This is a genomic window from Pseudomonas sp. No.117 (genome assembly GCF_054558395.1).
The window spans coordinates 336,644-359,462 of record NZ_BAAJNP010000003.1 but is presented as its reverse complement, the minus strand read 5'-3'; the positions used below and the strand labels follow the sequence as shown (position 1 = coordinate 359,462).

At 66.8% G+C, this 22,819-nt stretch carries 17 protein-coding genes, 2 tRNA genes and 2 pseudogenes; 15 read left to right on the top strand and 6 right to left on the bottom strand.

Annotated elements, in window-relative coordinates; genetic code table 11:
- Positions 1–143 precede the first annotated feature (143 nt).
- From ACYJP6_RS08395 to ACYJP6_RS08380, 4 genes and pseudogenes are all read left to right on the top strand, one after another.
- Complete coding sequence (locus tag ACYJP6_RS08395; protein ID WP_459474598.1) at positions 144–1,331, top strand: ATP phosphoribosyltransferase regulatory subunit; 1,188 nt, start codon at positions 144–146, stop codon at positions 1,329–1,331.
- Positions 1,332–1,409: 78 nt separating this feature from the next.
- Positions 1,410–2,705, top strand: a complete 1,296-nt coding sequence (locus tag ACYJP6_RS08390) for an adenylosuccinate synthase (RefSeq protein ID WP_459474597.1) — start codon at positions 1,410–1,412, stop codon at positions 2,703–2,705.
- Between the two features lie 199 nt (positions 2,706–2,904).
- Positions 2,905–3,981, top strand: a pseudogene (locus ACYJP6_RS08385) (HAMP domain-containing protein); the annotation flags it as partial.
- Positions 3,982–4,323: 342 nt separating this feature from the next.
- Positions 4,324–4,839 (top strand): annotated as a pseudogene (locus ACYJP6_RS08380) (methyl-accepting chemotaxis protein); the annotation flags it as partial.
- An 89-nt stretch (positions 4,840–4,928) separates the two neighbouring features.
- Here the strand turns inward: ACYJP6_RS08380 and ACYJP6_RS08375 are convergent.
- Both ACYJP6_RS08375 and ACYJP6_RS08370 read right to left on the bottom strand, forming a co-directional pair.
- Positions 4,929–5,015: transfer RNA gene (locus tag ACYJP6_RS08375), tRNA-Leu, on the bottom strand.
- A gap of 112 nt (positions 5,016–5,127) precedes the next feature.
- Positions 5,128–5,214 (bottom strand) — tRNA-Leu (locus ACYJP6_RS08370).
- Between the two features lie 213 nt (positions 5,215–5,427).
- Between ACYJP6_RS08370 and rnr the strand changes: the two genes are divergently transcribed.
- The 10 genes from rnr (at position 5,428) to ACYJP6_RS08320 (ending at position 15,853) form a co-directional block, all read left to right on the top strand.
- Positions 5,428–8,235 (top strand): ribonuclease R, encoded by a 2,808-nt coding sequence (rnr, locus tag ACYJP6_RS08365; RefSeq protein ID WP_459474596.1) that lies wholly within the window; start codon positions 5,428–5,430, stop codon positions 8,233–8,235.
- Positions 8,232–8,981, top strand: coding sequence for a 23S rRNA (guanosine(2251)-2'-O)-methyltransferase RlmB (gene rlmB / locus ACYJP6_RS08360; RefSeq protein ID WP_459474595.1), 750 nt, complete (start codon positions 8,232–8,234; stop codon positions 8,979–8,981). Before rnr ends, rlmB begins: the two co-directional genes overlap by 4 nt.
- A 132-nt stretch (positions 8,982–9,113) precedes the next feature.
- A complete protein-coding gene (locus ACYJP6_RS08355) occupies positions 9,114–9,488 on the top strand; it encodes a response regulator (RefSeq protein WP_459474594.1) in 375 nt (124 codons plus the stop codon).
- Between the two features lie 182 nt (positions 9,489–9,670).
- Complete coding sequence (rpsF, locus tag ACYJP6_RS08350; protein WP_459474593.1) at positions 9,671–10,081, top strand: 30S ribosomal protein S6; 411 nt, start codon at positions 9,671–9,673, stop codon at positions 10,079–10,081.
- Between the two features lie 26 nt (positions 10,082–10,107).
- A complete protein-coding gene (gene rpsR / locus ACYJP6_RS08345; RefSeq protein ID WP_059316384.1) occupies positions 10,108–10,338 on the top strand; it encodes a 30S ribosomal protein S18 in 231 nt (76 codons plus the stop codon).
- Between the two features lie 35 nt (positions 10,339–10,373).
- Positions 10,374–11,264, top strand: a complete 891-nt coding sequence (locus tag ACYJP6_RS08340; RefSeq protein WP_459474592.1) for a hypothetical protein — start codon at positions 10,374–10,376, stop codon at positions 11,262–11,264.
- A gap of 20 nt (positions 11,265–11,284) precedes the next feature.
- A complete protein-coding gene (gene rplI / locus ACYJP6_RS08335) occupies positions 11,285–11,731 on the top strand; it encodes a 50S ribosomal protein L9 (RefSeq protein ID WP_059231672.1) in 447 nt (148 codons plus the stop codon).
- 150 nt (positions 11,732–11,881) lie between these two features.
- Positions 11,882–13,276 (top strand): replicative DNA helicase, encoded by a 1,395-nt coding sequence (gene dnaB / locus ACYJP6_RS08330; protein ID WP_007161142.1) that lies wholly within the window; start codon positions 11,882–11,884, stop codon positions 13,274–13,276.
- Positions 13,276–14,292 (top strand): D-alanine--D-alanine ligase, encoded by a 1,017-nt coding sequence (locus ACYJP6_RS08325; RefSeq protein WP_459474590.1) that lies wholly within the window; start codon positions 13,276–13,278, stop codon positions 14,290–14,292. Before dnaB ends, ACYJP6_RS08325 begins: the two co-directional genes overlap by 1 nt.
- 79 nt (positions 14,293–14,371) lie before the next feature.
- Positions 14,372–15,853 carry a glucosyltransferase domain-containing protein gene (locus ACYJP6_RS08320; RefSeq protein ID WP_459474589.1) on the top strand — a complete coding sequence of 494 codons (1,482 nt, stop codon included), beginning with the start codon at positions 14,372–14,374 and terminating at the stop codon, positions 15,851–15,853.
- A gap of 110 nt (positions 15,854–15,963) precedes the next feature.
- Here ACYJP6_RS08320 and ACYJP6_RS08315 read toward each other — a convergent pair whose 3' ends face one another.
- Positions 15,964–17,340: an amino acid permease gene (locus tag ACYJP6_RS08315; RefSeq protein WP_459474587.1), complete on the bottom strand. Its 1,377-nt coding sequence runs from the start codon at positions 17,338–17,340 to the stop codon at positions 15,964–15,966.
- 782 nt (positions 17,341–18,122) lie between these two features.
- Between ACYJP6_RS08315 and ACYJP6_RS08310 the strand changes: the two genes are divergently transcribed.
- Complete coding sequence (locus tag ACYJP6_RS08310; protein ID WP_459474586.1) at positions 18,123–20,390, top strand: YgiQ family radical SAM protein; 2,268 nt, start codon at positions 18,123–18,125, stop codon at positions 20,388–20,390.
- Between the two features lie 155 nt (positions 20,391–20,545).
- Here the strand turns inward: ACYJP6_RS08310 and ACYJP6_RS08305 are convergent, their stop codons facing one another.
- The 3 genes from ACYJP6_RS08305 to urtE form a co-directional block, all read right to left on the bottom strand.
- The gene (locus ACYJP6_RS08305) at positions 20,546–21,400 is read right to left on the bottom strand and encodes a shikimate dehydrogenase (RefSeq protein ID WP_459474585.1); all 855 of its coding nucleotides are present in this window, start codon (positions 21,398–21,400) and stop codon (positions 20,546–20,548) included.
- Positions 21,401–21,404: 4 nt separating this feature from the next.
- Positions 21,405–21,848: a type II 3-dehydroquinate dehydratase gene (gene aroQ, locus ACYJP6_RS08300; protein ID WP_459474582.1), complete on the bottom strand. Its 444-nt coding sequence runs from the start codon at positions 21,846–21,848 to the stop codon at positions 21,405–21,407.
- A gap of 146 nt (positions 21,849–21,994) precedes the next feature.
- Positions 21,995–22,693, bottom strand: a complete 699-nt coding sequence (gene urtE, locus ACYJP6_RS08295) for an urea ABC transporter ATP-binding subunit UrtE (RefSeq protein WP_459474581.1) — start codon at positions 22,691–22,693, stop codon at positions 21,995–21,997.
- Between the last annotated feature and the right edge of the window lie 126 nt (positions 22,694–22,819).

The following is a 22,819-nucleotide window of genomic DNA, read 5'->3' as shown; positions in this document are numbered from 1 at the left end:
AACCCGTGGAAGGGCAACGCCCTGGCTGATCCGGGTAGCAATCCACGGCAGAGCGGCTCGTTTCGGCAGCAGGACTTCCCCGGGAGTTCGCTGCATCGACCTTGGCAGCCGCGTGCCGATCCATGACATGGAGAAGAGGCCTAATGGCTACGGTAGACCGCTGGCTGCTGCCTGACGGTATCGAGGAAATCCTGCCGCCCGACGCGGCGCGCATCGAGGCCGCCCGGCGTCGGGTGCTGGAGCTGTTCCACTGCTGGGGCTACGAGTTCGTCATCACCCCGCACCTGGAATTCCTGGAATCGCTGCTCACCGGCGCGGCCAAGGAACTGGAGCTGCGCACCTTCAAGGTGACCGATCCCAATTCCGGCCGCCTCATGGGCTTTCGTTCCGACATCACGCCCCAGGTGGCCCGCATGGAGGCCCATAGCCTCAAGCAGAACGGCCCGAGCCGGCTGTGCTACGCCGGCAGCGTGCTGCATACCCGGCCACGGGCGCTGTCCACCTCGCGCAGTCCGATCCAGGTCGGCGCCGAGCTCTATGGTGTCCCCGGCAGCGAAGGGGATCTGGAAGTCATCAGCCTGATGCTCGACGTGCTCGAGCAGGCCCAGGTGGCCGATGTGCACATGGATCTCGGCCACGTCGGCATCTATCGCGGGCTGTGCCAGGTCGCCGGCGTCTCGGGGGCCAGCGAGCAGCAGCTGTTCGACGCCCTGCAGCGCAAGGCGGTCGACGAGGTCGCCGAGCTGACCGCCGCCCTGCCCGCCGCGGAACGTGGCTGGTTGCGCGCCCTGGTCGAGCTGAGTGGCGATGCCTCGGTGCTGGGCCAGGCCCGGCAGCGCCTGGCGGGTGCCCCGGCGACGGTGACCCAGGCGCTGGACGAGCTGGAGGCCCTGGCCGAGTCGTTGGCGGGTCGCTTCCCGGGCGTGCCGTTGTATTTCGATCTGGGTGAGCTGCGCGGTTACCACTATCACACCGGGGTGGTCTTCGCCGCCTTCGTACCCGGTACCGGGGAGTCCATCGCCCAAGGCGGGCGCTACGACAACATCGGTGCCGACTTCGGTCGTTCGCGGCCGGCTACCGGCTTTTCCACCGACCTCAAGACCCTCGTCGAGCTGGGCACCGCCGTGCTGGACGAGCCGCGTCGCGGCATCTGGGCACCGGCAGGCCATGCCCCGGCGCTCTGGCAGGCCGTGCGCGAGTTGCGCGCCGCCGGCGAGCGGGTGGTCCAGGCCACCCGCCACGACGACGAAGGTCAGCTGCGCACCGCCGGCTGCGATCGGCAGCTGGTTGAGCGGCAGGGCGTCTGGGCGGTAGTGCCCTTGAATTCCTAAACACCGGATCTGGCATCCGGGTGAACGTGAGCATCGTCGGCCTGGCCGACAGAAATCTTCCTGACAGGGGATAAGGTTATGGGTAAGAACGTCGTCGTCCTGGGCACCCAGTGGGGTGATGAGGGCAAGGGCAAGATCGTGGACCTGCTGACCGACCAGGCCGCTGCCGTGGTGCGTTATCAGGGCGGCCACAACGCCGGCCATACGCTGGTCATCGATGGTCAGAAGACCATCCTGCGGCTGATTCCCTCGGGCATCCTGCGCGCCGACACCCAGTGCCTGATCGGCAATGGCGTGGTGCTGTCGCCGGAAGCCCTGTTCAAGGAAGTCGGCGAGCTGGAAGCCCGCGGCGTGCCGGTGCGCGAGCGGCTGCGTATCAGCTCCGCCTGCTCGCTGATCCTGCCCTACCACGTGGCCCTGGACCAGGCCCGCGAGAAGGCCCGCGGTGAAGCCAAAATCGGCACCACCGGCCGCGGCATCGGCCCGGCCTACGAAGACAAGATCGCCCGTCGCGGTCTGCGGGTCGGCGACCTGTTCCACCCCGAGCGCTTCGCCGCCAAGCTCAAGGAAGTGCTGGACTACCACAACTTCGTCCTGCAGAACTATTTCAACGAACCGCCGGTGGACTTCCAGAAGACCTACGACGAGGCCATGGAGCACGCCAAGGTCATGCAGCCGCTGGTCATGGACGTGGTCAGTCGCCTGCACGAGCTGCGCAAGGCCGGCGAGAACCTGATGTTCGAAGGCGCCCAGGGCACCCTGCTGGACATCGACCACGGCACCTATCCCTTCGTCACCAGCTCCAACACCACCGCCGGTGGCGTGGCGACCGGTTCCGGCGTGGGTCCGCTGTACCTGGACTACATCCTGGGCATCACCAAGGCCTACACCACCCGTGTCGGCTCCGGTCCCTTCCCGACCGAGCTGTTCGACGAGACCGGTGCCTACCTGGCCAAGCAGGGGCACGAGTTCGGTTCCGTCACCGGTCGTCCGCGCCGTTGCGGCTGGTTCGACGCCGTCATCCTGCGGCGTTCCATCGAGATCAACAGCATCTCCGGTCTGTGCCTGACCAAGCTGGACGTGCTCGATGGCCTGGAAACCGTGCGCATCTGCACCGGCTACAAGGACGCCGCCGGCAACCTGCTGACCGAGGCGCCCACCGACGCCGACAGCTACACCGGTCTGCAGCCGGTCTACGAGGACATGCCGGGCTGGAGCGAGTCCACCGTCGGCGCCCAGAGCCTAGAGGCGCTGCCAGCCAATGCCCAGGCCTACATCCGCCGCATCGCCGAGCTGGTCGAGGCGCCGATCGACATCGTCTCGACCGGTCCGGATCGCAAGGAAACCATCGTGCTGCGCCATCCCTTCGCCTGAGTGCGCCAAAAGGATGCAGCCTGAAAAGCCCCGCCCCGCGGGGCTTTTCGCATTCTGGGGTGGGAGCGACGCTGGTTGATCCAGGGCAACCGCTGGTCCGGAATGGCCAGCATATTGCTATGACTATTCAAGGTTGTGGCTCCAGCTCTTCGCAGGTCGGCCGACAGCCTGTCACTGTCCCTTGCCGTTGGAGACCCCCATGTCGTTTCTCTTGTCCTTGCTGCGCAGTCGCCTGTTGCTGCCGGTGTTCGTCAGTCTGGTGCTCGCGGTGGTCCTCCAGGTCGCCCTGGCGGTGTGGCTCACCCAGGATGCGGTAAAGGGTCTGCAGTCGGGGCTGGCCGAGCGGCTGTCGGGCGAGTCCGAGCGGCTGGCCGATACCCTGCGGCAGGCCGGTGGCGAGGTGGATGGCAGCCTGGCCGAGCTGGCGGGTCAGACCCGCACGCGCCTCGCCGAGGGCCTGTCGCAGCGCCTCACCCGGGAGCGGCAGCAGGTGGGCGAGACCCTGACCGCTACGTTGAAGAGCAATGCCCGGAACCTCGCCGAATTGCTGGCGGGCGTCGCGCCCAAGGCGATGTGGGATGCCGACGTCCCGGCGCTGTCCGACCTGGCGCGTCGGGCGCAGAGCAATCCCGACGTGCTCTTCGTGGTCTTCCAGGATGCCCAGGGGCAGAACCTGACACGCTACCTCAATCGCCAGGACGAGCGGGTTTCCCGCTTGCTCGCCGCTGGGCAGGGCGAGGGTGCCCTGGCCAAGGTGCTGGAGGCGGCGACCCGTGATCCCTCGGTCTATCGGGTGGACGCCTCCATCAATCCCAATGGGGTGGAGATCGGCAAGGTGGTGGTGGGCTTCTCCACCCAGTCCATCGACCGCGCCGGCGTCGCCCTGGATCAGAGCTTCAAGACCCTCATCGAGGATGCCGGTGGCCTGGTGTCCAGCAGTGTGGCGGCAGCGGCAAAGGGCAGTGCGGCGACCCTGTCGGCGCGTCTGGAAGGGACCCGCCAGACGGCCCTGGCGATGAGTCGCAACGCCAGCGATACGGTCGCCGCCCTGGCCGGGGCGCTGCGTTGGCAGATCGCCCTAGGGCTGATCCTGGTCGGGGTGCTGATGGTGCTGGCGGTGGCCCTGGTGCTGGGGCGGCGCGTGCTGCGTCGGATCGGCCTGCTGCAGCGGGCGCTGGACGACCTGGCGGCGGGGGAGGGGGACCTCACCCGGCGGCTGCAGTTGGGGCAGGGCGACGAGATCCAGGCGCTGGGCGGGGCGGTCGACCGTTTCATCGCCAAGTTGCAGCCCTTGGTGAGCGAGGCCCATGGCGTCGCCGCGCGCACCGGCGAGGAGATCCGTGGCCTGGCTGGCAGCAGTGCCACCGCCGAGGCCGCGGCGCAGCGGCAGCGCGAAGAGGTGGCCCGTAGCCTGGAGGCCCTGTCCGGTATCGCCGCGGAAGCCGAGGGTGAAAGCGCCGCCATGCAGGGCGCCTTGCAGCAGGTGGAAGCCATTCGCAGCTCCACCCAGAGCAACGCCCGGATCGCCAGCCAGGTGGCCCAGGGCATCGAAGGCCTGGTGACCCAGGTCGAGTCCGGCGCCCAGGTGATCGAGCGGCTGGCGGCCCAGAGCGAGCAGATCGAGGTGGTGCTGGACGTGATCCGGGGGATCGCCGAGCAGACCAACCTGCTGGCGCTCAATGCCGCCATCGAGGCCGCCCGTGCCGGCGAGAGTGGCCGCGGTTTCGCGGTGGTCGCCGACGAGGTACGTGCCCTCGCCAGCAAGACCCAGGAATCCACCGGCAGCATCCGCACCCATATCGCGGGATTGCAGGAGGGCGCCCGCGAAGCGGTGGCGGCCATCGGCGAGGCGCGCCAGCAGGCGAGCAGCGGGCTGGCCGTCCTGCGCGACAGCAATCGGATCCAGCAGGACGTCCACCTCGCGGTGGATCAGGTGCACGCCAGCATGAGCACCGCGGCCCAGGCGGCTCGTCGCCAGGCCGAGGGCGCCGCGGCCGTGCGCCTGCGCGTCGAGGTGATCCATGGCGAAGCCCTGAAGGCGGCCGAGTCGATGGCGGCCACCGCGCGCGGCGGGCGTACCCTGGCGGAGCTGGCCGCGCAGCTGCGTGGCAGCCTCGGGCAATTCAAGGCGTAGCCCGCGGGCTGCGCTTTTTCGCGGGCAAGAAAAAACCGGCCGAAGCCGGTTTTTTCAGTACGTCCGATCAGGGATCGTCCGCTTGGTATTGGTGCCCAGGAGAAGACTCGAACTTCCACGGTGTTGCCACCGCTAGGACCTGAACCTAGTGCGTCTACCAATTCCGCCACCTGGGCCTGCAGTGCGACTTCTGGTCGCTTCCCGTCGCCCTTGCGGGGTTCGGGATTAAAAAACCGGCTAGCGCCGGCTTTTCGTCGACCGATCTGCAAATCGATCGACTATAATGAGTGGTGCCCAGGAGAAGACTCGAACTTCCACGGTGTTGCCACCGCTAGGACCTGAACCTAGTGCGTCTACCAATTCCGCCACCTGGGCACTCAATGCGATGATCGCTCATCGGCTCCGACGTCGCAACTGCTCACGGCGTCGTGGGGCGGCACTTTACTCAGGGGTCGTTTGCTTGTAAACCCCTGCTGTGAAAAATATTTTTATTGAGCATGCCAGACTAACTATTGCGCGGTTTTCACGTTTCAATAGGCTTCATGGCATCTCCTACCGTACATCGACATAGAAGGTAACCCCAGACTGATGGCCGATTGGCAATCCCTCGATCCCGAGGCCGCCCGGGAAGCGGAAAAGTACGATAACCCCATTCCGAGTCGCGAACTCATTCTGGCTCACCTCGCCGACCGCGGCGCTCCGGCCACTCGGCCGCAGCTCGCCGAGGAATTCGGCCTCGTCACCGAAGACCAGCTCGAAGCCCTGCGACGCCGCATGCGCGCCATGGAGCGCGACGGTCAGGTGATCTACACCCGTCGTGGCGCCTATGCGCCCATCGACAAGCTGGACCTGGTGCGAGGCCGCATCGCCGGCCACCGGGACGGCTTCGGCTTCCTGATCCCCGACGACGGCAGCGACGATCTCTTCCTCAGCCCGGCGCAGATGCGCCTGGTGTTCGATGGCGACATCGCCCTGGCGCGGGTCGCCGGCCATGACCGCCGCGGTCGCCGTGAAGGCGGACTGGTGGAAGTGGTCAATCGGGCCCACGAGTCCCTGGTCGGTCGCTTCTTCCAGGAGAGCGGGCTGGCCTACGTGGTGCCGGACAATCCCAAGATCGGTCAGCAGGTGCTGGTGCCCGAGGGCAAGCACGGTGGTGCCGCCCATGGTCAGTTCGTGCAGGTGCGCATCGACGAATGGCCCACCACCTTCCGCCAGGCCCAGGGCGAGGTGATCGAGATCCTCGGCGACTACATGGCGCCGGGCATGGAGATCGAAGTCGCGCTGCGCAGCTACGACATCCCCAACGAGTGGCCCAAGGCCGTCGAGAAGGAGGCCGCCAAGCTCAAGCCCGAGGTGGAGGAGAAGGACAAGCAGAAGCGCATCGACCTGCGCCAGCTGCCCTTCGTCACCATCGACGGCGAAGACGCCCGCGACTTCGACGACGCCGTCTATGCCGAGTCCAAGAAGTCCGGTGGCTGGCGCCTCTACGTCGCCATCGCCGACGTCTCCCACTACGTCAAGGTCGGCTCGGCGCTGGACGCCGAGGCGGAGAAGCGCGGCAACTCGGTGTATTTCCCCGAGCGGGTCATTCCCATGCTGCCGGAGGCCCTGTCCAACGGCCTCTGCTCGCTGAATCCCCAGGTCGATCGCCTGGCCATGGTCTGCGAGATGACCATCGCCGCCTCCGGCCGCATGACCGGCTACCAGTTCTACGAAGCGGTCATCCATTCCCATGCGCGGCTGACCTACAACAAGGTCTCCGCGGTGCTGGAACAGCCCAAGTCGGTCGAAGGCAAGCAGTTGCGCAAGCAGCTGGGCGACGTGGTGCCGCATCTCGAGCAGCTCTATGGGCTGTACAAGGTGCTGCTGGCCGCGCGCCACGTGCGCGGTGCCATCGATTTCGAGACCCAGGAGACGCGCATCGTCTTCGGCGCCGACCGCAAGATCTCGGAAATCCGCCCGACCCAGCGCAACGATGCCCACAAGCTGATCGAGGAGTGCATGCTGTGCGCCAACGTGGCCACCGCCAAGTTCCTCGAGAAGCACAAGATTCCCGCCCTGTATCGGGTACACGACGCGCCGCCCCTGGAAAAGCAGACCAACCTGCGCCAGTTCCTCGGTGAGATGGGCCTGTCGCTGACCAAGGGCAAGGCCAATCCGGTGCCCTCGGACTACCAGGCGCTGCTGCAGCAGATCCGCGAGCGTCCGGATTTCCGCCTGATCCAGACCGTCATGCTGAGATCCTTGAGCCAGGCGGTCTACAGTCCGGACAACAACGGGCACTTCGGTCTCAACTACGAGGCCTATACCCACTTCACCTCGCCGATCCGCCGTTATCCGGACCTGTTGATCCATCGCGCCATTCGCAGCGTGATCCGCTCCAAGCTGGAGACCAAGCACGTCAAGCGCGCAGGCGCGACGAGCATGGCCAAGGCGCGGATCTATCCCTACGACGAACTGCGTCTGGATCAGCTCGGCGAGCAGTGCTCCATGACCGAGCGCCGCGCCGACGAAGCCACCCGTGACGTCTCCAATTGGCTCAAGTGCGAGTTCATGAAGGATCGCGTCGGCGAGACCTATGCGGGCGTCATCACCGCGGTGACCGGCTTCGGCCTGTTCGTCGAGCTGTCCGAGGTCTTCGTCGAGGGCCTGGTGCACGTCACCGCGCTGCCGGACGACTACTACCACTTCGACAGCGTCCATCATCGCCTTTCCGGCGAGCGCAGCGGGCGCAGCTATCGCCTGGGCGATCCCCTCGAGGTGGTGGTGGCGCGCGTCGACCTGGACGAGCGCAAGATCGATTTCGTGCTGCCGGCCAGTGCTGGCGCACCACGAGTGCGTGAAGAGCGCGAGCCACGCCGCAAGCGTGACAATCGCGGTCGCCGTCGCGAAGCCCCGGCTGAAGATCAGGCCGTCGCCCCGACGCCGGAAGCGCCGGCCACCTCGGTGTCGCCGGAACTGCTGGAACAGGCCGACAAGCTGCTGGGCAACACCGACGTCAAGCGCAGTCGCGCGGTGAAGCAGGCGTTGCTGGCGGAAGCCAAGGTCGAGGGCGGCAAGCCCCCGGCCAAGGGTAAGTCCAGTGGCAAGGGCAAGGCCAGTACTCAGAGCAAGGCCAGCACCCAGGGCAAGACCGACAAGAACAAGGCCAGTGCCACGGCCAAGGCGCGTACCGCTCCGGCGGCCCGTCAGTCCAAGGCGTCCAGTGCCGCGGCCGAAGGCGCGGCGGCGGTGGAAGCCAAGGTCAAGAAGGCCAAGGCCGTCGCTGCCAAGAAGAAGACGGCGAGCCAGCCCAAGGACGAGGGGCAGGCCGCGGCCGCCGCCAAGGCCAGAACCAAGGCCAAGGCGAAGAAGCCTCATCGCAAGGGTCAGTCGCGCCCCAAGGATGACGCATGAGCCAGTTGGAGACCGTCTACGGTATCCATGCCGTGGAAGCGCTGCTGCGCTTCCATCCGCGCCGCGTCAAGCAGCTGTGGATCGCCGAAGGACGCCGTGAGCCACGCGTCGAGGCCCTGCTGGAGCTGGCCGCCGGCCAGCGCCTGGCGGTGGAAACCAAGCCCCGTGCCCAGCTCGACGAGCTGGCCGAGGGGGTGCACCAGGGAGTGCTGGCGCAGGTCAGCCCCAGCCAGGTCTGGGGCGAGGCCATGCTCGAGGAGCTGCTCGACCGGGCCGAGGGTCCGCCGCTGCTGCTGGTGCTGGATGGCGTCACCGATCCGCACAACCTTGGCGCCTGCCTGCGCAGCGCCGATGCCGCCGGGGCCTTGGCGGTGATCGTGCCCAAGGACAAGTCCGCCACCCTGACCGCTGTGGTGCGCAAGGTGGCCTGCGGCGCGGCCGAGGTGTTGCCGCTGGTGGCCGTCACCAACCTGGCGCGCACCCTGGAAAAGCTGCAGAAGCGCGGCCTGTGGATCGTGGGTACCGCCGGTGAGGCGACCCAGGAGATTTACGACGTCGACATGAGTGGTCCGACCGTGGTGGTCATGGGGGCCGAAGGTAAGGGTATGCGCCGGCTGACCCGCGAGCATTGCGATCACCTGGCCCGCCTGCCCATGGCCGGCAGTGTCAGTAGCCTCAACGTCTCGGTGGCGACCGGGGTCTGCCTGTTCGAAGCCGTGCGCCAGCGGCGCGCCTCGTCGTCCTGATCGGAACATGAGGAAACGCCTGGGCGCCTGGGCAGTGCGTATCGCACTATACGAATCGCGCTGCAATGCGCAAAATACCAGGCTAGCCTTGGGAAACCCCTGGGTGAGGCAGGTAAACGAGAGGATGCCCGCGTGAGTCAGGAGATCCAAGAGCCGGTCGGCTTGCGAGTGCTGCTTGTCGAAGACGATGCCACTTTGCGCATGCTGACCACGGAAGTCATCGAAGAGCTGGACCACCAGGTCACGGCCGTCGCCTCGGCGGAGGCTGCCCTCGAGTTGTTGCCGCAACGCGAACACGATGTACTGTTCACCGACATCGGCCTCGGCGGCATGTCCGGGGTCGAATTGACCCGACGCGCCCTGGCGATGGATCCGACGCTGCGCATCGTCGTCGCCTCGGGTTATGCCTTCGAGCCCGAGCCGGGCATGGAGGCGCGGGTCGGGGTGCTGATCAAGCCCTACGACCTGAACAAGATCCGCCAGGCCCTGGCCGACGTGCGACGCTGAGTACCCGGTGCGGGCCGGCGGTCGTGCCGGTCGTGCCCACGGTTGCGCCCCCGGGCGCCCTTCTCTAGAATGTCGCCCCTTGCCCGGAGTGCGTCCGCACTCCACCGGGCAAGTCACCCGAACTATTCACTCCTTGCCTGACCGCGTCTGCGCGGCAGGCTGCAACCCGTAAGGAGCATTAAATGCGTCATTACGAAGTCGTGTTCCTGGTTCATCCGGACCAGAGCGAACAGGTGGGCGGCATGGTCGAGCGCTACACCAAGGCTATCGAAGAAGACGGTGGCAAAGTCCATCGCCTGGAAGACTGGGGCCGTCGTCAGCTGGCTTACGCCATCGACAACGTTCACAAGGCTCACTACGTACTCATGAACATCGAGTGCAGCGCCAAGGCCCTGGCCGAGCTGGAAGACAACTTCCGCTACAACGACGCCGTGATCCGCAACATGATCCTGCGCCGTGACGAGGCCGTCACCGGTCAATCCGAGATGCTCAAGGCCGAAGAAAACCGCAACGAGCGTCGCGAGCGTCGCGAGCGTCCCGCCGAGTCCGAGTCCGCCGATGGCAACTCCGACGACGCCGACAGCGCCGAGTAATCTGGATCTAGCGAGGAATCATTGTCATGGCACGTTTCTTCCGTCGTCGTAAGTTCTGCCGTTTCACCGCCGAAGGCGTGAAAGAGATCGACTACAAGGATCTCAACACCCTGAAGGCCTACGTCTCCGAAACCGGCAAGATCGTCCCGAGCCGTATCACTGGCACCAAGGCCAAGTACCAGCGTCAGCTGGGCGCCGCCATCAAGCGTGCCCGTTACCTGGCCCTGCTGCCCTACACCGACAGCCACGGTCGTTAATCGACGCCTGAGCACGGATAACGGATAAACACGGCATGCGGCCTCTGGCTGAGTTCATCATGCGCGGCCGTACTCAGGCCACCCTGGTGGTGGTGCTGGGCGCGATCGTGCCGCTGCTGTACTGGATGACCGCTGCCGGTGGCAGCCTGGTGCTGTTGCGCCGGGGACCTGCCGCGGCGGCCGGGGTGCTGGTCTGGGCCCTGTTGCCGGCGCTGTTCTGGCTGTATCTGGGCGATGCCAGCATTCTGCTGGTGTTGCTGGGTTCGACGCTGCTGGCGGCCATATTGCGCCAGAGCCGGTCCTGGACGCGGGTGCTGCTGGCCAGTGTCCCCCTGGGACTGGTCTTCGCGCTGGTGCTGGGCCAGGTCTACGCCGAGGGTATCGCGCAGCTGGCGGATGAAATCCGCCAGCTGCTGCCCAAGGTGCTGGGCCCGAGCGCAGCGCAGTTGCCGCCGGAAAAGCAGGCGCAGTTGCAGTTGTTGCTGCTGCCCATGCTGACCGGCCTGATGGCGGCGTTCTTCCAGATCACCTGCCTGTTGTGCCTGATGTTGGGGCGCTACTGGCAGGCGGCGCTGTACAACCCCCAGGGGTTCGGGCGTGAGTTCCGCGCCCTGAGGTTACGTCCGGCCATCGCGCTCGGCCTGCTGGCCCTGCTGGTGCTGGCGCCGAACCTGGGCAGTGGGCTTGGCCTGCTGACCCCGCTGTGCAGCGTGCCGCTGGCGTTCGCCGGCATCGCCCTGCTGCATGGGCTGGTGGCGGCCAAGCGCCTAGCGGGCTTCTGGCTGGTGGGGCTGTACGTGACGCTGCTGCTGTTCGGGCAACTGATCTATCCGTTGTTGGTGATTCTGGCTGTGATCGATAGCGTGTTCGATTTCCGTGGGCGGTCCGCGCAAGAGCCGCAGGGGCCCGCGGACGGTGAAGGTTAAAAGTTAAGAGGAAAGACTCAATGGATGTCATCCTGCTGGAAAAGATCGCCAACCTGGGCAACCTGGGCGACAAAGTGAACGTCAAGGGCGGCTACGCCCGTAACTTCCTGCTGCCGCAGGGCAAGGCCACCGCAGCTACCGCTGCCAACGTCGAGGCTTTCGAAGCTCGTCGCGCCGAGCTCGAGAAGCAGGCTGCCGAGAAGAAGGCCCAGGCCGACGCCCGTGCCGCCAAGCTGGCTGAACTGACCGTGACCATCGCCGCCAACTCCGGCGACGAAGGCAAGCTGTTCGGTTCCATCGGCACCCGCGACATCGCCGAAGCCGTCAGCGCCGCTGGCGTCGAGCTGGACAAGAGCGAAGTTCGCCTGCCCAACGGCGCCCTGCGCAACACCGGCGAATACGATGTCGAAGTGCACCTGCACACCGACGTCGAAGCCACCGTCAAGGTCGTCGTCGTCGCTGAATAAGCGCGCCGTCGCCTGACTGGCGGACTTGCGCCCCGGCGCCGGTCTGCCGACAATCGGGCACGTCATTGCCAAGGCAGTGACGTGCCCTTTGTCTTTTCTGCCCTTTCGAAAATCATTTCGCCACCCGCAACGGGGGCCCAAGACCTGCGCATGAACGAGATTTCCCTGCCCGAGCAGTACGATCTGCAGACCGCTGCCCTCAAGGTGCCGCCGCACTCCATCGAGGCCGAACAGGCCGTGCTGGGCGGTCTGATGCTGGACAACAATGCCTGGGAGCGCGTGCTCGATCAGGTGTCCGATGGCGACTTCTATCGCCACGATCACCGCCTCATCTTCCGCGCCGTGGCCCGCCTGGCCGAGCGCAACCAGCCGTTCGACGTGGTGACCCTGTCCGAGCAGCTGGACAACGAAGGCCAACTGCCCCAGGTGGGCGGCCTGGCCTACCTGGCCGAGCTGGCGAAGAACACGCCATCGGTCGCCAACATCAAGGCCTACGCGCAGATCGTGCGCGAGCGGGCCACCCTGCGCCAGTTGATCGGCATCAGCGCCGACATTGCCGACAGCGCCTACAACCCGGAAGGCCGTGGCGCCAACGAACTGCTCGACGAAGCCGAGCGCAAGATCTTCGAGATCGCCGAGGCCCGCCCCAAGTCCGGCGGCCCGGTCGGGGTGAACGACATCCTGACCAAGGCCATCGACCGCATCGATACGCTGTTCAACTCCAGCGACGCCATCACCGGCGTCTCCACCGGCTTCGCTGACCTGGACGAGAAAACCAGCGGCCTGCAACCGGCCGACCTGATCATCGTCGCCGGCCGCCCGTCCATGGGCAAGACCACCTTCGCCATGAACCTGGTGGAGAACGCGGTGCTGCGGACCGACAAGGCGGTGCTGGTGTTCTCCCTGGAAATGCCCGCCGACTCCATCGTGCTGCGGATGCTCTCGTCCCTCGGCCGCATCGACCAGACCAAGGTCCGCTCCGGCAAGCTGGACGACGACGACTGGCCGCGGCTCACCTCGGCGGTCAACCTGCTCAACGACCGCAAGCTGTTCATCGACGATACCGCCGGCATCAGCCCCTCGGAAATGCGTGCCCGCACCCGTCGCCTGGTGCGCGAGCACGGCGACCTGGCGCTGATCATGGTGGACTACCTGCAGCTGATGCAGATCGGCGGCAGCAGCGGCGAGAACCGCACCAACGAGATCTCCGAGATCTCCCGCTCGCTCAAGGGCCTGGCCAAGGAATTCAATTGCCCGGTGGTGGCGCTCTCCCAGCTCAACCGCTCGCTGGAGCAGCGGCCGAACAAGCGCCCGGTGAACTCCGACCTGCGCGAATCGGGCGCCATCGAGCAGGACGCCGACGTCATCATGTTCGTCTACCGGGACGAGGTGTACCACCCGGAGACCGAGTACAAGGGCGTGGCGGAAATCATCATCGGCAAGCAGCGTAACGGCCCGATCGGCACCACGCGGCTGGCCTTCATCGGCAAATACACCCGGTTCGAGAATCTCGCGCCCGGCAGCTACGTTTTCGAGGACGAATGATGGTCAAGGACAAGCTGAAGATCGCGGTCCTGCTCGGCGGCACCAGCGAGGAGCGCGATGTGTCCATCGCCAGCGGTGCCCAGGTGGTGGCGGCCCTGCGCCGGCGCGGGCACCAGGTGGTGACCGTGGACACCGCCCTGGGTCTGCTCGACGAGGACGCCGAGCGGGCGCTGCTGGAGGCCCGGGTCGGCCTCGAGCCGCCGGAGCGGACCGCCCTGGTGCGGATGCGCGGCCAGGATGCCGGCGCCGTGCTCAGTCGCGCCGCCTTGGGTGACCAGGACCTGCTGTTCCTCGCCCTGCACGGGGGGACCGGCGAGAACGGTACCCTGCAGACTCTGCTCGACCTGGCCGAGTTGAACTACACCGGCAGCGGCCGGGTGGGCAGCGCCGTGGCCATGGACAAGGACCTCAGCAAGCGGCTGTTCCGCGCCGCCGGGGTGCCCACCGCCGATTGGCTGATGGCGCCGGTGGATGCCGCCACCGTGGCCGAGACCCTGGGCTTCCCAGTGATCGTCAAGCCTAGCCAGCAGGGCTCCACCGTGGGCCTGAGCAAGGTCAGCCGCGCCGAGGACCTGCAACCGGCCATCGAGCTGGCGTTGCGGTATGACCGTGAGGTGATGATCGAGCGCTTCGTCGCCGGACGCGAGCTGACCGTGGGCGTGCTGGGCGACCAGCCGCTGGCGGTGGGCGAGATCGTCCTCGGCCAGAGCGGCGTGTTCGACTACACCAGCAAGTACCAGCCCCAGGGCGCGGTCGAGGTATTCCCGGCCGAGGTCTCCGCGGAGATCGCCGAGGAAGCGCGCCGCCTGGCCCTGGCCGCGCATCGGGCGCTCAAGCTGGACGGCTACAGCCGCGCCGACTTCCGCCTGGACGCCGAAGGGCGGCTGTGGTGCCTGGAGGTCAATACCCTGCCGGGGATGACCGCCACCAGCCTGCTGCCGCAATCGGCCGCCGCCGTCGGCATCGACTTCGACGAGCTCTGCGAATGCATCTGCCGGCTGGCCCTGCAGGCCTGACCCTCCGCAGCCGACGCCGCTATCGCTTCGGGCGGTGGCGGCTGCGTCCCGTGCCGAAGCCAGATGCGGACCCGCCGCCATGCCCCAGACGCTGACCCCGGTGCAGACCCGGGCGCTGTTCTTCTCCGCGTTGTTGCTGTTCGTCCTGCCCTTCATCCTGGTCGACTTCCCCTATGTCGATGACAACTGGCGCATCCAGTTGCAGAACGGCCCGGAGTGGCGCCAGCAGGGGCGGGTGCTCACCGAGGCCTTCTACCGGCTGCTGACCTTCAGCGGCAGCACCCTCAATCTGTTTCCCCTGCCACTGCTGATCGCCTGCGCGGCAGCGGCCTGGGCGCTGACCGACCTGGCCCGCCACTGTTTCGGCGCGCCGCGCCCGACCCAGTGCCTGGCGATCCTGCCGCTGTGGTTCTCGCCGTTCTGGCTGGGCAACCTGACCTACCAGTACGATGGCCCGACCATGGCCCTGAGCCTGGTGGCGGTGATCTATGCGGTGATCTTCCGCAGTCGTCATACGGCCTTGGCGCTGCTGGTGCCGGCGCTGCTGCTGGCGGCGGCCATCGCCTTCTACCAGGTGGCGCTCAATGTCTTCCTCGGGCTCTGCTGCCTGGAGCTGATCCGCGCGGTGCAGCGGCGCGAGGCGCCGGCACAGGCCCTGCGCCTGGTCCTGCGCCAGGGCCTGCAGCTGCTGCTGGGCGGCGTGCTCTACTACCTGACGGCCTACCAGCTGGTGGCGACCACCCGGCATGCCGGCCTGGGGGGCGACCTGCTGCCCGTGCTCTGGCAGCGCCTGGGCGAGGTGGCGCAGAGCGTCGGCCTGCTGGTCACCCTGGGCAATCTCTGGCTGTGGTGGCTGTTCGGCGGGCTGGCCGCCCTCGGCTACGGCCTGGGCGCCCTGAGCTACGCGCGCGCCTATGGCCGGCGGGCGCTATTGCCGCTGCTGCTGTACGGCGTGACCCTGCCGGTGCTGGCCTTCTGCGTCGCCGGCATTACCCTGCTGTTCAGCGACTTCATCCTCGAGGCCCGCACCCTGATGGGCCTGGCGGTGGTGCTGAGCCTGGCGTTGCTGCTGGCCCACGACCTGCTGGAGCGACTGCAGCCGCGCCTGACCTGGCTGCTGGTGCTGCCGCTGCTGTGGATGCTGTCGCTGGCCTATGCCTATGGCCAGGTGCTGTCGGCGCAGAAGACCTTCGAGCGCGGTTTCGTCCAGGAGCTGCACCATGACCTCAGCAGTCGCCCGGAGCTGCGCGCTTTCCAGCGCATCCTCTGGACCGGCGGGCCCCTGGAAGTGGCCTGGTTGCCGCTGGCGCAGAAGACCTTCGAGCAATTGCCGGCCTTGCCCTTCATCCTCGGACTGTCGCCGGGCAACTTCATGATCGCCGAACGCCTGCAGGACCTGGGGGTGATCGACGATGCCGACAGCGACAGCTGCACCCAGCGCGTGGCGGTACCTGGCGCGGCGACGCGGCTGGTCGACAATCGCTTCTATGACATCTGGGCGGTGGGCGAGGACGGCTGCATCATCATGAAGCCGCAGCCGCCGTGGGTGCCCTTCGAGTAGGGGCGGGCGGGTAGGTTGGGCTGAGCGTAGCGAAGCCCAACAAGGCCAGGGTCTAGCTCACAGCGTTGGGCTTCGACGATGGAGCCGTCTCAGCCCAACCTAAGTTTCGATCAGCCCCGGCGCAGCTTGAAGCAGAGGAACAGGAAGGCCAGCCACACCGGGATGGCATAGACCGACACGGCGATGCCGGGGATGCGCAGCATCAGCACCAGGATCATGCCGACGAAGGCCAGGCACAGCCAGTTGGCGAAGGGCGACCAGAACGCCGGGAAGTGCGAGGTGCGGCCAGCCTGGCGCTGGGCGGCGCGGAATTTCAGGTGGGTCAGGCTGATCAGCGCCCAGGCGATCACCAGCGAAGCCACCACCAGCGACATCAGCAGCTCCAGGGCATTCTGCGGCAGCAGGTAGTTCACCACCACGCACAGCAGGGTCACTGCCGAGGACACGGCGATGCCCAGCAGTGGCACGCCGCTGCGGTTGGTACGCAGCAGGGCGCGCGGGGCGTCGCCTTGCTCGGCCATGCCGTAGAGCATGCGACTGGTGCAATAGACACCGCTGTTGTAGACCGACAGCGCTGCGGTCAGGACCACGAAATTGAGCAGGTGCGCGGCGGTGTCGCTGCCGAGTAGGGCGAAGGTCTGCACGAAGGGGCTGCCGGCGTAGTCGTCACCGCCGGCGCCGATGCTGCGCACCAGTTCGTCCCAGGGGTGCAGCGAGAGCAGGATGGTCAGGGCGCCGACGTAGAAGATCAGGATGCGCCAGACCACCTGGTTGATGGCCTTCGGGATGACGGTGCGTGGCTGGTCCGCTTCGGCGGCGGTGATGCCCACCAGCTCCAGGCCGCCGAAGGAGAACATGATGATCGCCAGGACCGCGAAGAGGCCGCTCCAGCCGTTGGGCAGGAAGCCACCATGGCTCCAGAGGTTGCTCACCGACGCCTCGGGGCCACCGGCGCCGCTGATCAGCAGCCAGAGGCCGAAGGCCATCATGCCGAGGATGGCCACCACCTTGATCAGGGCGAACCAGAATTCGGTCTCGCCGAAGGCCTTCACGTTGAACAGGTTGATGGCGTTGACCAGTACGAAGAACACCAGGGCGCTGGCCCAGGTCGGCACCTCGGGCCACCAGTACTGCACGTACTTGCCCACCGCGGTGAGTTCCGACATGCCCACCAGCACATAAAGCACCCAGTAGTTCCAGCCGGAAAGAAAGCCGGGGAAACGGCCCCAGTAGCGACTGGCGAAGTGGCTGAAGGAGCCGGCCACCGGCTCCTCGACGATCATCTCGCCGAGCTGGCGCATGATCAGGAAGGCGATGAAGCCGGCGATGGCGTAGCCGAGGATCATCGCCGGACCGGCCGACTTGAGCACCCCGGCCGAGCCGAGGAACAGGCCGGTGCCGATGGCCCCGCCGAGGGCGATCAGCTGGATGTGACGATTCTTCAGGCCGCGCTGCAACTGGCCGGCGGCGGGTTGGGGCTGGGACATGGACGGGGGTGTCTCGGTGGTGGGGAGGGAGCGGGGGGTTATGGTAGCACTCCTGTCGAGTCAGGCCGCTGCGGGGGCCTTCCCTCACCCCGGCCCTCTCCCTGAGGGAGAGGGGGAAAAGCGTGTTGTGGCAGGGAATTGCCCTTGGGTATCTCTCCTCGGTCCTCTCTTGGGAGAAAGGAGCGGCTACGCGTGGACAAGGCTGCGCCGTTGTCCACCCTACGGCTGAAAGGCATTGCCGATGGGTTTCTCTCACCTCGGTTCTCTCTCGGAGGGATAGGGGGAAGAGCGTGCTGCGGGTGGGAATTGCCGTTGGGTATCTTTCCTCGGTCTGCTCTTGGGAGAAAGGGGCGGCTGCGCGTGGACAAGGCTGCGCCGTTGTCCACCCTACGGCTGAAGGGCATTGCCGGTGGGTTTCCCTCACCCCGGCCCTTTTCCTCCGGGAGAGGGGTAAGAGCGTGCTGCGGCAGGGAGTCTTCGTTCGGTCCTCTCTTGGGAGAAAGGGGCGACTGCGCGCGGACCAGGCTGCGCCGTTGTCCACCCTACGGCTGAAGGGCATTGCCGGTGGGCTTCCCTCACCCCGACTCTTTCCTGAAGGTGGAGGGGAAGACCCAGGGCACGGAGTTGTTTTTGCCCCCTCTCCCTCAGGGAGAGGGTTGGGGTGAGGGTGGGGCCAGAGCCGCCGCCCGATAGCCAAAGGCAATCGATGTCCGGGGGCTGAATTGGTCATTTTTTGTGCTATCCTGCGCGCCCTCCAAAACACCCCTTTCCCGGAAGCTGCCATGCAAGCCGCCACGCCGCTGTTCGACTATCCGAAATACTGGGCCGAGTGCTTCGGTCCGGCGCCGTTCCTGCCCATGAGTCGGGCGGAAATGGACCAACTCGGCTGGGACAGCTGCGACATCATCATCGTCACCGGGGACGCCTACGTCGATCATCCGTCCTTCGGCATGGCCATCATCGGCCGCCTGCTGGAAGCCCAGGGCTTCCGCGTGGGCATCATCGCCCAACCGGCCTGGCAGTCGAAGGACGACTTCATGCAGCTCGGCGAGCCGAATCTGTTCTTCGGCGTGGCCGCGGGCAACATGGACTCCATGATCAACCGCTACACCGCCGACAAGAAGATCCGCTCGGACGATGCCTATACCCCGGGCAACGTCGCCGGCAAGCGTCCGGATCGCGCCAGCCTGGTCTACAGCCAGCGCTGCAAGGAGGCCTACAGCCATGTGCCGGTGGTGCTCGGCGGCATCGAGGCGTCGCTGCGCCGGATCGCCCACTACGACTACTGGCAGGACAAGGTCCGGCGCTCGATCCTGATGGACGCCACCGCCGACATCCTGCTCTACGGCAATGCCGAGCGCGCGGTGGTCGAGATCGCCCAGCGCCTGTCGCGCGGCGAGCAGGTCGAGTCCATCACCGATGTGCGCGGCACCGCCTTCATCCGTCGCGATACCCCCGACGGCTGGTTCGAGGTCGACTCGACCCGCATCGATCGCCCCGGTCGCGTCGACAAGATCATCAATCCCTATGTGAACACCCAGGACACCGAGGCCTGCGCCATCGAGCAAGCCAAGGGTGAGGTTGAGGATCCCAACGAAGCCAAGGTGGTGCAGCTGCTGGAAAGCCCGCGCATGACCCGCGACAAGACGGTGATCCGCCTGCCGTCCTTCGAGAAGGTGCGCAACGACCCGGTGCTCTATGCCCACGCCAACCGCGTGCTGCACCTGGAAACCAACCCGGGCAACGCCCGGGCGCTGGTGCAGCGGCATGGCGACGTGGACGTCTGGTTCACGCCGCCGCCCATCCCCATGACCACCGAGGAAATGGACTACGTGTTCGGCATGCCCTATGCGCGGGTGCCACACCCGGCCTATGGCAAGGAGAAGATCCCGGCCTACGAGATGATCCGCTTCTCGGTGAACATCATGCGCGGCTGCTTCGGTGGCTGCACCTTCTGCTCGATCACCGAGCACGAAGGCCGGATTATCCAGAATCGCTCCCACGACTCGATCATCCGCGAGATCGAGGAGATGCGCGACAAGGTGCCGGGCTTCACCGGCGTGGTGTCGGACCTGGGTGGCCCGACCGCCAACATGTACCGCATCGCCTGCAAGGACCCGGAGATCGAGCGCCACTGCCGCAAGCCGTCGTGCGTGTTCCCCGGCATCTGCGAGAACCTCAATACCGATCACTCGTCGCTGATCGAGCTGTACCGCAAGGCGCGGGCGCTGCCGGGGGTGAAGAAGATCCTCATCGCCTCGGGGCTGAGATACGACCTGGCCGTGGAGTCGCCCGAGTACGTCAAGGAACTGGTCACCCATCATGTCGGCGGCTACCTGAAGATCGCTCCCGAGCACACCGAGCGCGGTCCGCTGGACAAGATGATGAAGCCGGGTATCGGCAGCTATGACCGCTTCAAGCAGATGTTCGAGAAGTACACCAAGGAGGCGGGCAAGGAGCAGTACCTGATCCCCTACTTCATCGCCGCGCACCCGGGCACCACCGACGAGGACATGATGAACCTCGCGCTGTGGCTCAAGCGCAACGGCTTCCGCGCGGACCAGGTGCAGGCCTTCTATCCCTCGCCGATGGCCACCGCCACGGCCATGTACCACTCGGGCAAGAACCCGCTGCGCAAGGTCACCTACAAGAGCGACGGCGTGACCATCGTCAAGAGTGACCAGCAGCGCCGCCTGCACAAGGCCTTCCTGCGCTACCACGATCCCAAGGGCTGGCCGCTGCTGCGCGAGGCGCTCAAGGAGATGGGTCGCGCCGACCTGATCGGGCCGGGCAAGCACCAGTTGATCCCGGCCACCCAGCCGGTGGGCGACGCGGGCTACCAGAGTGCGCGGCGCAAGAATTCCACCCCGGTGGGCAGCAAGAAGGCCGGCACCGGCGCTGGGCGCATCCTCACCCAGCACACTGGCCTGCCGCCCCGCGCCAGCGATGGCAGCAAGGCCTGGGACAAGGGCCAGGAAGGCCAGGCCGCCGGCTACGCCAAGGGCGGTCCGCGCAAGAAGTCGCGGCGCCAGCCGAACATGCCGCGCTGAGGCGAGGGCATGAGAAAAGGGGAGGCCAAGGCCTCCCCTTTTTTATGGGTGTTAGATCAGGCGCGGGGTTGTTGGGCTTCGACGGTGGAGCCGTCTCAACCCAACCTACGGGTGGCGTAGGTTGGGTTGAGCGTAGCGAAGCCCAACGCTGAGGACTACCCGCGCAATTCGGCGAAGTGGGCCTGCATGCGCTCAGCGTTGGCGGTGCGGCCGCTGAAGAGTTCGAAGGCCTTGACCGCCTGGAACACGGCCATGGTGCCGCCGTCCAGGGTGCGGCAGCCGAGGGCGCGGGCGTGGCGCAGCAGTTCGGTTTCCAGCGGGAAGTAGATGATCTCGGCGACCCACAGGCCGGGGTGCAGCAGCTCGGCCGGCAGCGGCAGACCGGGGAGCTTGGCCATGCCCACTGGCGAGGTGTTGACCAGGCCGTCGGCGGCGGCCACCGCGGCGGCCTGGTCGGTGCCGACCGCGGCGCGGCCGGGGCCGAAGTGGCGGGTCAGGTTGTCCACCAGGACCTGGGCACGCTCGGCCTCGACGTCGAAGATGAACAGCTGGTCGACGCCCTCCGCGAGCAGGGCATGGGCCACGGCGCTACCGGCGCCGCCGGCGCCCAGCTGGACTACCAGGCGCTTGGCCACGTCCGGCAGGCCGCGGCGGAAGCCTTCGGCGAAGCCCAGGCAATCGGTGTTGTGGCCCACGGCGCGGCCGTCTGCCAGCACCACGGTGTTCACCGCGCCGATGCCACGGGCCTCGGGGGAGAGGTCGTCGAGCAGCGGAATGATCGACTGCTTGCAGGGAAAGGTGATGTTGAGGCCGGTGAAGCCGGTGCGCCGGGCGGCCTGCAGCAGTTCGGGCAGGGCGTCGGCGGAGAGGCCGAGCGCGTCCAGGTCGATCAGGCGGTAGAGGTATCTCAGCCCCTGGGCGTCGCCTTCGCGCTCGTGCATGGCGGGTGTCAGCGAGGCCTGGATGCCGGCGCCGATCAGGCCGGCGAGAACGGATTTGGGTGCGGTCATGGACTCAATTCCCCTGGTGTGCGATGAGCGCGGCGATGGCGGCGCGATAGCCCTGGCTGCCGAGGCCGCAGATGACGCCGACGGCGATGCCCGAGACATAGGAATGATGCCGGAAGGCCTCACGGCGATGCACGTTGGACAGGTGCACCTCGTAGACCGGCAGTTCGCTGGCCACCAGGGCGTCGCGCAGGGCCACCGAGGTATGGGTCCAGGCCGCGGGGTTGATCACCACCCCGGCGTAGGCGCCGCGGGCCTGGTGGATCCAGTCGAGCAATTCACCTTCGTGGTTGGTCTGGCGGAAGTCGACCTCGTAGCCGTCGGCGGCGGCGGTCCGCTCGCACAGCCGGGCGACGTCGGCCAGGGTCTCGTGGCCGTAGGTGGCGGGTTCGCGGGTGCCGAGCAGGTTGAGATTGGGGCCGTTGAGCACCAGGATACGACGGGAGGACATAACAGCTTTCTCTCTTGTTGTCTTGCCGGGCAGGCGCTGCCCGGCGCTGGAGAGAAAATGTACCAGCCGGTTAATTTCGTCAATCGACTCGGCTGGGCTGGCGCCGGGGCAGGCTGCGGAAACGTTCGATTATCGGCCCTTGCCGACTAGATCGCCACCAGCCCGCGGACGCCTTCCGCCTCCATGTTGGCGCCGCGGCCGCGCTGAACGATCTCGCCGCGGGACATCACCAGGTAGCCGTCAGCCAGTTCGCTGGCGAAGTCGTAGAACTGCTCCACCAGCAGGATGGCCATGTCGCCGCGCTTGGCCAGGTGGGCGATGACGGTGCCGATTTCCTTGATTACCGAGGGCTGGATGCCTTCGGTGGGTTCGTCGAGGATCAGCAGGCGTGGGCGGCTGGCCAGGGCGCGGCCGATGGCCAGTTGCTGCTGCTGGCCGCCGGAGAGGTCGCCGCCGCGGCGCTGGCGCATCTGCCGGAGCACCGGGAAGAGTTCGTAGATGAACTCCGGCACCTCGCGCGCCTCCCGCGCGGGAAAGCGCGATAGGCCCATGAGCAGGTTTTCCTCGACGGTGAGGCGCGGAAAGATCTCGCGGCCCTGGGGGACGTAGGCGATGCCGGCGTGCACCCGCTGGTGCGGCTTGCGACTGGTGATGTCCTGGCCTTCCCAGGTGACGCTGCCGCGCTTGGCCGGGATCAGGCCCATGAGGCAACGCAGCAGGGTGGTCTTGCCGACGCCGTTGCGGCCGAGCAGGCTGGTGACCTCGCCGATGGGCGCCTCGAAGGACAGGCCACGTAGGATGTGGCTGCCGCCATAGTATTGATGGAGTTCGTTGACCTGGAGCATGGGGGCCTCGGGCGGGTTCTATCGCGGCCATGGGCCGCTCCTACGGATAGGGTGTCGCTCGCGGCCATGGCGGTTTGCCGTTGTGACCGCTCCAGGTAGGAGCGGCCCATGGCCGCGATGTGCATT